The organism is Bartonella sp. P0282 (assembly GCF_048452985.1).
GTDB lineage: Bacteria > Pseudomonadota > Alphaproteobacteria > Rhizobiales > Rhizobiaceae > Bartonella > Bartonella choladocola.
Genome location: NZ_WTFO01000002.1, coordinates 382,948 through 390,270, shown reverse-complemented (window position 1 = coordinate 390,270; position 7,323 = coordinate 382,948). Strand labels below are relative to the sequence as shown.

Sequence of the window (7,323 nt, the reverse complement as noted above, 5' to 3'; positions counted from 1 at the left end):
GTCTTTGAGACTTTGAGACTTTGAGACTTTGAGACTTTGAGACTTTGAGACTTTGAGACTTTGAGACTTTGAGACTTTGAGACTTTGTCTCTTTCGTTAAGAATGTATTAAATAACCGAAAAATTCTATATTTTAGGCAAAATAAAAAGGCCGCAAGCGGCCTTTTGAATAGTCATAAATGAAGCATCGCATCAATTGCCGGACTTGGCTTTTTCCTGTTCAGCGCGCATCTTGTCTTCAAACTGCTTTTCTTTGGCCTGAACAGCTTTCTGAAGCTTCATTTGCTCGGCTTCAAAATCTTTCTCCTGCATGCCAGGACCGGTATAAGCAGCACTGAAACCGTCAAGCGAAATTTCGATCGGATTTGGTGTGCCACGGAAATTGATTGTTGTTACCACCAATTTCTGTCCTGTTTTCATAGCATTGATAAGTTTGTCATCAAATGTATCATTGGCAATGCAGCTAGGGCCATTGCAGATGACATAGGGAATCTTCTTCACAGGGCCGTCACCGACCTGAATATGAACGCCTTCCGGAATAAAACGACCTGTCGGTACCTGAATACCGATGCGTTTTTCGTTCTGTTTCCCTTTGACTTCAACCAAATTCACAGCCGTCAGCGGTTGTCCGGTGTTGGAAACAACGGTATTCATTGTGTTACAAACATCAACATCCTGTTGCTTGCTGCAAACCTTATACCACCCCTGAGGCATGCCCTGAGCATTGGCGGTGCTATGTGACGCAACGAGTAGAGCAGCAGCACCAGCCAATGCGGAAATAGCAGCGTAGGTTCTTTTATGGGACATGATCAGGCAAATCCTTTCAATGCGCAAAAAAATAATCCCGAAAGGCAAATATCATCCTCTATGAGGATAGCTCTACTTACAATTAGGGCGATAGGATGACGTTTCCTTCCATTAGAGCCGCATTTACACAAGATTAATCAAAAAATCCAGCATTAGTAGCAAACAAAATATAAATTGCACCGATCTTTGTGCTTTTTAAATCACATCCCATATATAGCGACGCGGTTGAAAATGGTATTTTTTCCTGTAATTAATGATAAAAATCCCTCAAAATCTATGAAATAGGTTAAAACGCGGCGAATCGGGAATATTATGATCCCAAGGTTTTTATGAACCCACGGTCTTTTTATGAACCCAAGGTCTTTTTATGAATATTGTCTATAAACTCGGTTTTTTCTTTGTGATTCTCTGTTTGAGTTTTGGACAATCGGGACACTATTGTCAGGCCGCTCAAAACGGGATTGCAATGCATGGAATGCCTGCCCTGCCTCCCGGTTTCGACCATTTTCCCTACGCCAACCCTGAAGCGCCAAAAGGTGGTAAAATAACTTTTGGCGTCGTTGGAACATTCGATGGCCTCAATCCCTTTGTTATTCGCAGTTTCCGGACGACTGCGCGCGGTCTATTTGCCGACGAACAATTTGGTGGTCTGGTTTACGAAAGTTTGATGGTAAGGTCGCGTGATGAGCCGTTTACACTTTACGGTTTGATCGCCGATAATGTGACATTGAATGACGATCGAACTGAAATTGTTTTCCATTTGAATCCTGAAGCAAAGTTTTCGGATGGCGTCGCAATTACTGCCGATGATGTATTATTCACGGTCAATTTGTTGAAAGACAAGGGGCGTCCCCCCTTTGATCGTTATATGAAGCGGATTGAACACATCGAAAAGCTTGATGAACGCACCATAAAAATGGAATTTCCACATTCCAAAGATCGGGAATTTCCCTTCATTCTGGCAAGTAGTATGCCGGTTCTTCCAAAGCATGCAATCAATCCTGCAATTTTCGAGAACAATGGGCTGACGCCAATTCCGGGAAGCGGACCTTATATTATTTCGCGCGTTGATCCGGGGGAACGCGTCATTTACACGCGCAATCCCGATTATTGGGGAAAAAATTTACCGGTCAACCGCGGTTTCAATAACTTCGACATTGTACAAATCGAATACTTCCGCAATGATAATACGCGGTTCGAGGCATTCAAAAAAGGCATTCTTGACGTTTTTCTGGAAGAACCCGCCAATCCGAACCGCTGGCGTCTATCCTATAATTTTCCTGCCGTTCGTGCAGGAGAGGTTATCAAAGAAAGTTTTAAAAAAGAAACACCTGCCGATATGATCGGCTTTGTATTCAACACCAGAAAATCCGTTTTCAAAGATCGGAAAGTCAGGCAGGCACTTTCGCTTGTTTTCGACTTTGAATGGGTCAATCACAACCTGTTTGACGATGTGTATAGCCGGACAGAAGGTTATTGGTGCGGTTCTGTGCTTTCGGCCGTTGGCCGCCCCGCATCCGAAAAAGAAAAACAACTTTTACGCCCTTATCCTGACGCCGTTTTACCTGACGTGATGAATGGAACCTGGCATAGTTTAAAGACCGACGGATCAGGCATTGACCGTGCAGCAGCTGAAAAAGCTTGGCAGTTACTACGCGAGGCCGGTTATAGACTTCAAAACCGGCAGGCTGTGGGGGCGGATGGGCAACCACTTCATTTTGAAATTATGACACAATCTTTGGAAGAAGAGAAAATTGCCCTCGCCTATCAGCGATCTCTTGCACGAATCGGTGTTGACGCGGAAGTGCGAACCGTCGACGATACACAATATCAAAATCGGCTGACTTCATTTGATTACGATATGATTATCGGAAAACTCAAGGCTTCCTTATCGCCCGGCAACGAACAGCTCAATCGTTGGGGTTCTGCTTCGCGCAATCTCGAAGGCAGTTTCAATTTTGCAGGAACCGCCGATCCGGCAATCGACGCCATGATTTCGGCACTGTTGGATGCCCGCTCCGATGAAGATTTTACTGCCGCTGTCCGTGCGCTTGACCGTGTTCTCATTTCAGGGAATTATTATCTTCCGCTCTATCATTTGCCCGATCAATGGGTTGCACGTTGGTCACGCATAGAATATCCGGCCTATACCCCGCTTTATGGATATCGCCTGCCGGCCTGGTGGCACCGCTAAAGGATAGAATGATGAGCACGAACCTTTATATCAATATGATTTCGGATCTTGTTTGCCCATGGTGTTTTATCGGTCGCAAACGGCTTTTCAAAGCAATAAAATCGCTTCCCGAAATTGACATCAAACTCACATGGACGCCCTTCCAGCTCTATCCGAATATGAAAGCGGAAGGCATTCCTTATGCCACCCATATGAAGAAAGTTTCAGGTAATCAGAATACAATTGATGAAACCGAAAGAACGTTGATCGAGCTTGGCAAACAGGAAGACATCGAATTCGATTTCGCTGCGATTAAAACCGAGCCGAATTCGCTTGATGCCCACCGTGTCGTCTACTGGGCATCTCAGGATAAAGAAGGAATGCAGGACAAACTTATCGCCGAACTGTTTTCCCGCTTTTTCGAGCAGGGACAGAATATTGGCGATCATGCGATACTCGTTGACGCAGCCAAAAGTGTCGGAATGCGTTTTGATGTTGTGGAAAAATTGCTTGAGACGGACATTGATAAAGATACGATCAAACAGGACAGCGCCCATTCATATTATATCGGTGTACGTGGTGTCCCTTCTTTTATTATCGACAAGAAATATGTTGTCATGGGGGCACAACCTACCGAGGTTTTAATAGACACTATCGAACAGATTGCTGACGGTTATGAACCGGGAGCAAGTGAAGATCGTTAACGCAGATCTGAAAACAAACAGAATGCCGGTTTTCAGATTTCCATCGTCTTTAAAAATGCCATCGTCTTTAAAAATGTTTGTTAAATGCGTGAATTTGATAAACGCCTGAAATCGATCGAAAGCGAAGACGCAACGGTTATTTCTTTGCGCCTTCTTTCGCCAATTTTACGAGCTGCGTCATGACTGTGGCTGCACCATTCAGACGTTGATCGGCGTTCGGCCAATCGCGGATAAAGACCACGCTTTGATCGGGGCGTATTTTTGCCATGCTCCCCTGCTCGCCAATCCATTTGACAAGACCGACACCGTTGGCAAAGTTGTTTTCCCTGAATTGGATAACGACACCTTTGGGGCCGGCATCCAGTTTCTCGACATTCGCCTGCCGACATAGCGATTTGATATAAACAACCTTGAGCAAATGCTGAACCGGAACCGGTAAAGGACCGAATCGATCAATCAGCTCGGCACCGAATGCATCAATATCGCCAAGCTCTTCGATTTCGGCGAGCCGTCTATAAAGCGACAGGCGCAAAGGCAGATCGGGAACATAGTTATCCGGAATCATAACGGCTGTTCCTACAGAGATTTGCGGTGACCACTGACTATCGTTAATAGCTGTTCCGTCTTTCAATTCGGCAACGGCTTCTTCCAACATTTGTTGATAAAGCTCGAAACCGACTTCTTTGATATGTCCGGATTGTTCCTCGCCGAGAAGGTTACCCGCTCCTCTTATATCCATATCGTGACTTGCGAGCTGAAATCCTGCTCCGAGAGTATCAAGAGATTGCAAGACTTTCAGCCGCCGATCTGCACCCGGTGTCAAAACCTTCTGGTTGGGAAGTGTAAACAAAGCATAGGCTCTCTGCTTGGAACGCCCTACCCGCCCGCGTAACTGATAAAGCGCCGCAAGACCGAACATATCTGCACGATGGACAATCAATGTATTAGCGGAGGGAATATCAAGGCCCGATTCAACGATACTGGTTGAAAGCAACACGTCATATTGCCCGTCATAAAAGGCATTCATAATATCATCAAGCTGGCCTGGCGGCATTTGCCCGTGGGCGGTGGTGACTTTCAGTTCCGGAACGTGGTTGGAAAGAAATTCCTCTACAACTTTCAAATCGGAAATTCGCGGGCAGACATAGAAGCTTTGCCCACCCCGATAATGTTCACGCATTAGCGTTTCCCGCACGATCAAAGGGTCAAACGGCGAGACAAATGTTCTCACCGCCATACGGTCTACCGGTGGCGTCGTAATGAGTGATAACTCCCTGACGCCGGTCAAAGCCAGTTGTAGAGTGCGCGGAATAGGAGTTGCCGACAGGGTCAATACGTGAATGTCGGTCTTCAATTCCTTCAGACGTTCTTTCTGTTTGACACCGAAATTCTGTTCTTCATCAACAACCAACAAGCCGAGCCGTGAAAATTGCATTGTTGATCCAAGAAGCGCATGTGTGCCGATGACAATATCGATTGTTCCGTCGCGCACCCCGTTTTTAACCGCGCCAAGTTCTTTTGCGCCCACAAGGCGTGATGCTTGCCCGATTTTTACCGGCAAGCCCTGAAAACGCGCTTGAAACGTTTTATAATGTTGACGTGCCAAAAGCGTTGTTGGCACCACGACCGCAACCTGAAAGCCATTTAATGCAGCAACAAATGCAGCTCTGATTGCAACTTCTGTCTTTCCGAACCCGACATCACCGCAAATCAACCGATCCATCGGCTTTCCGGCAGCAAGGTCGCCGAGGACCGCATCAATGGCGCGCAACTGGTCGTCTGTCTCGTCATATGGAAAACGGGCAACAAATTCATCATAGCTACCGGTCGGCGGAACAAGAACCGGTGCTTTTCGCATTTCGCGCTCGGCAGCAACATGAATGAGATGTCCGGCAATTTCGAGCAAACGTTTTTTGAGTTTTGCTTTTCTCGCCTGCCACGCCACACCACCAAGCTTATCGAGAACAACATTTGTGCCCTCTCCGCCGTAACGCGAGAGCAACTCGATATTTTCGACAGGCAGGAAAAGCCGGTCTTCATCTGCATAATGTATTTCCAGACAATCTCTTGGCACGCCGGCAGCTACAATCGTCTTCAAACCGACAAACCGGCCGATACCGTGATCGACGTGAACGACAATATCTCCGCTGTTCAATGTTGTCATATCGGATATAAAATCGGCGTTGCGCTTGCGTCGGCGCGCAGACCTTACCAACCGGTCGCCCAATATATCCTGTTCGGCAACAACGACCAGATCTTCGGCAACAAATCCATGTTCGATAGTGACGACTGCAGCAGTAATGTGATCGCGTGGTGTGGCCTTTACCGTATTGAGAGAACCAACTTTTTCAATTTTTTTAAGGCCATGTTCGTCAAGCACCTGCACCAGACGTTCTAACGAGCCTTCACTCCAGCCGGTAAGCAAAACCTTGTTTCCACGGGAACGGAGTTGAGCAACATGCTCGACAACACTTTCAAACAAATTCTTGTTTTCCGAGGTCCGTTCCTCGACAAAATCCCGACCGGTTGTGACATTGCTGTGAAGCACATAGTGACCGGATGTTTCCGGCTCGGCAAAAGGCGTGAAGTCGATTCTGTGGGTGGCTTTTTCCGAGAGCGCAACAATATCTTGTGGAGTGAGATAAAGTGCCGCCGGTTTTACAGGATTATAGGGGGTTGAAGAGTCCTTTGGATCATGATTTTCCAAACGCGCCTGATAATAATCTTCAATAAGTTTATTGCGCTCGATCATTGCCTCTTCCACAAGATGATCGAACACAACCGGAATATCGCCAATATAATCAAAAATGGTATCAAGCTTGTCGTAAAAAAGTGGTAGCCAATGTTCCATTCCGGAAAAACGCCGGCCTTCCGAAATCGCTTCGTAGAGTGCGTCATTCGGTTTGGCTGCACCGAAAGAGCGGATGTAATTCGTTCTGAATTTGCTTATCGATTCCGGTGTCAGCGTTATCTCGCTCATCGGTTCCAACGAAAATTCTTGAAGCGTTTTCACTGTTCGTTGGCTGGCCGGGTCAAAAGCACGTACTGTTTCAAGACTATCGCCAAAAAAATCCAGTCTTACAGGTGCATCGCTTCCTGGTGCAAACAAATCGACAATTCCGCCGCGAACAGCGAAATCACCGACTTCACGGACTGTCGAAACCCGCTCGAAGCCATTGTGCTCAAGATGATGGATAAGCTTGTCCATATCGAGGCTCTGCCCTGGCTTTGCAGTAATCGATTGTCCTGCAACGGCCGCACGGGGTGGCAATTTTTGCATCACAGCATTTGCCGTTGTAAGAATAATTGCCGGATGCGGATTCTCTAAAAGACTGTAAATATTCGCAAGTGCCGACATACGCTTGGCCGAAATCGCCGGATTGGGCGAGACCCGATCGTAAGGGAGGCAATCCCATGACGGCAATTGCACAACCGGCATCTGCGCTTCTATAAAAGCGAGTGCGTGTGTCAGATCATCAAGTTTTTGTCCATCACGAGCAATATAAAGAATTGGTCCTTTATTGCCGATTTCAGCCGCTATTTTATAAATTGCAAACGGTTCATAACCGGAAACGATGCCGTCAAAGCTGACATATCGAGGCAATTTCTCCGGACTGAAATTTTTTTTGAATATCGACAT

General features: G+C 46.6%; 4 protein-coding genes. 2 read left to right on the top strand and 2 right to left on the bottom strand.

Annotated features, from left to right (window positions below):
• Positions 1–191: 191 nt before the first annotated feature.
• Positions 192–806 carry an invasion associated locus B family protein gene (locus GQS64_RS07070; protein WP_075870681.1) on the bottom strand — a complete coding sequence of 205 codons (615 nt, stop codon included), beginning with the start codon at positions 804–806 and terminating at the stop codon, positions 192–194.
• Between the two features lie 466 nt (positions 807–1,272).
• On the opposite strand from GQS64_RS07070, the gene GQS64_RS07065 reads away from it, so the two are divergent.
• On the top strand, positions 1,273–3,000 hold the full coding sequence (locus GQS64_RS07065; protein WP_198231341.1) for an extracellular solute-binding protein: 1,728 nt from the start codon (positions 1,273–1,275) through the stop codon (positions 2,998–3,000).
• An 8-nt stretch (positions 3,001–3,008) separates the two neighbouring features.
• On the top strand, positions 3,009–3,683 hold the full coding sequence (locus GQS64_RS07060; RefSeq protein ID WP_198231100.1) for a DsbA family oxidoreductase: 675 nt from the start codon (positions 3,009–3,011) through the stop codon (positions 3,681–3,683).
• A gap of 136 nt (positions 3,684–3,819) precedes the next feature.
• On the opposite strand, the gene mfd is transcribed toward GQS64_RS07060, so the two are convergent.
• Positions 3,820–7,323: a transcription-repair coupling factor gene (gene mfd, locus GQS64_RS07055; RefSeq protein WP_198231099.1), complete on the bottom strand. Its 3,504-nt coding sequence runs from the start codon at positions 7,321–7,323 to the stop codon at positions 3,820–3,822.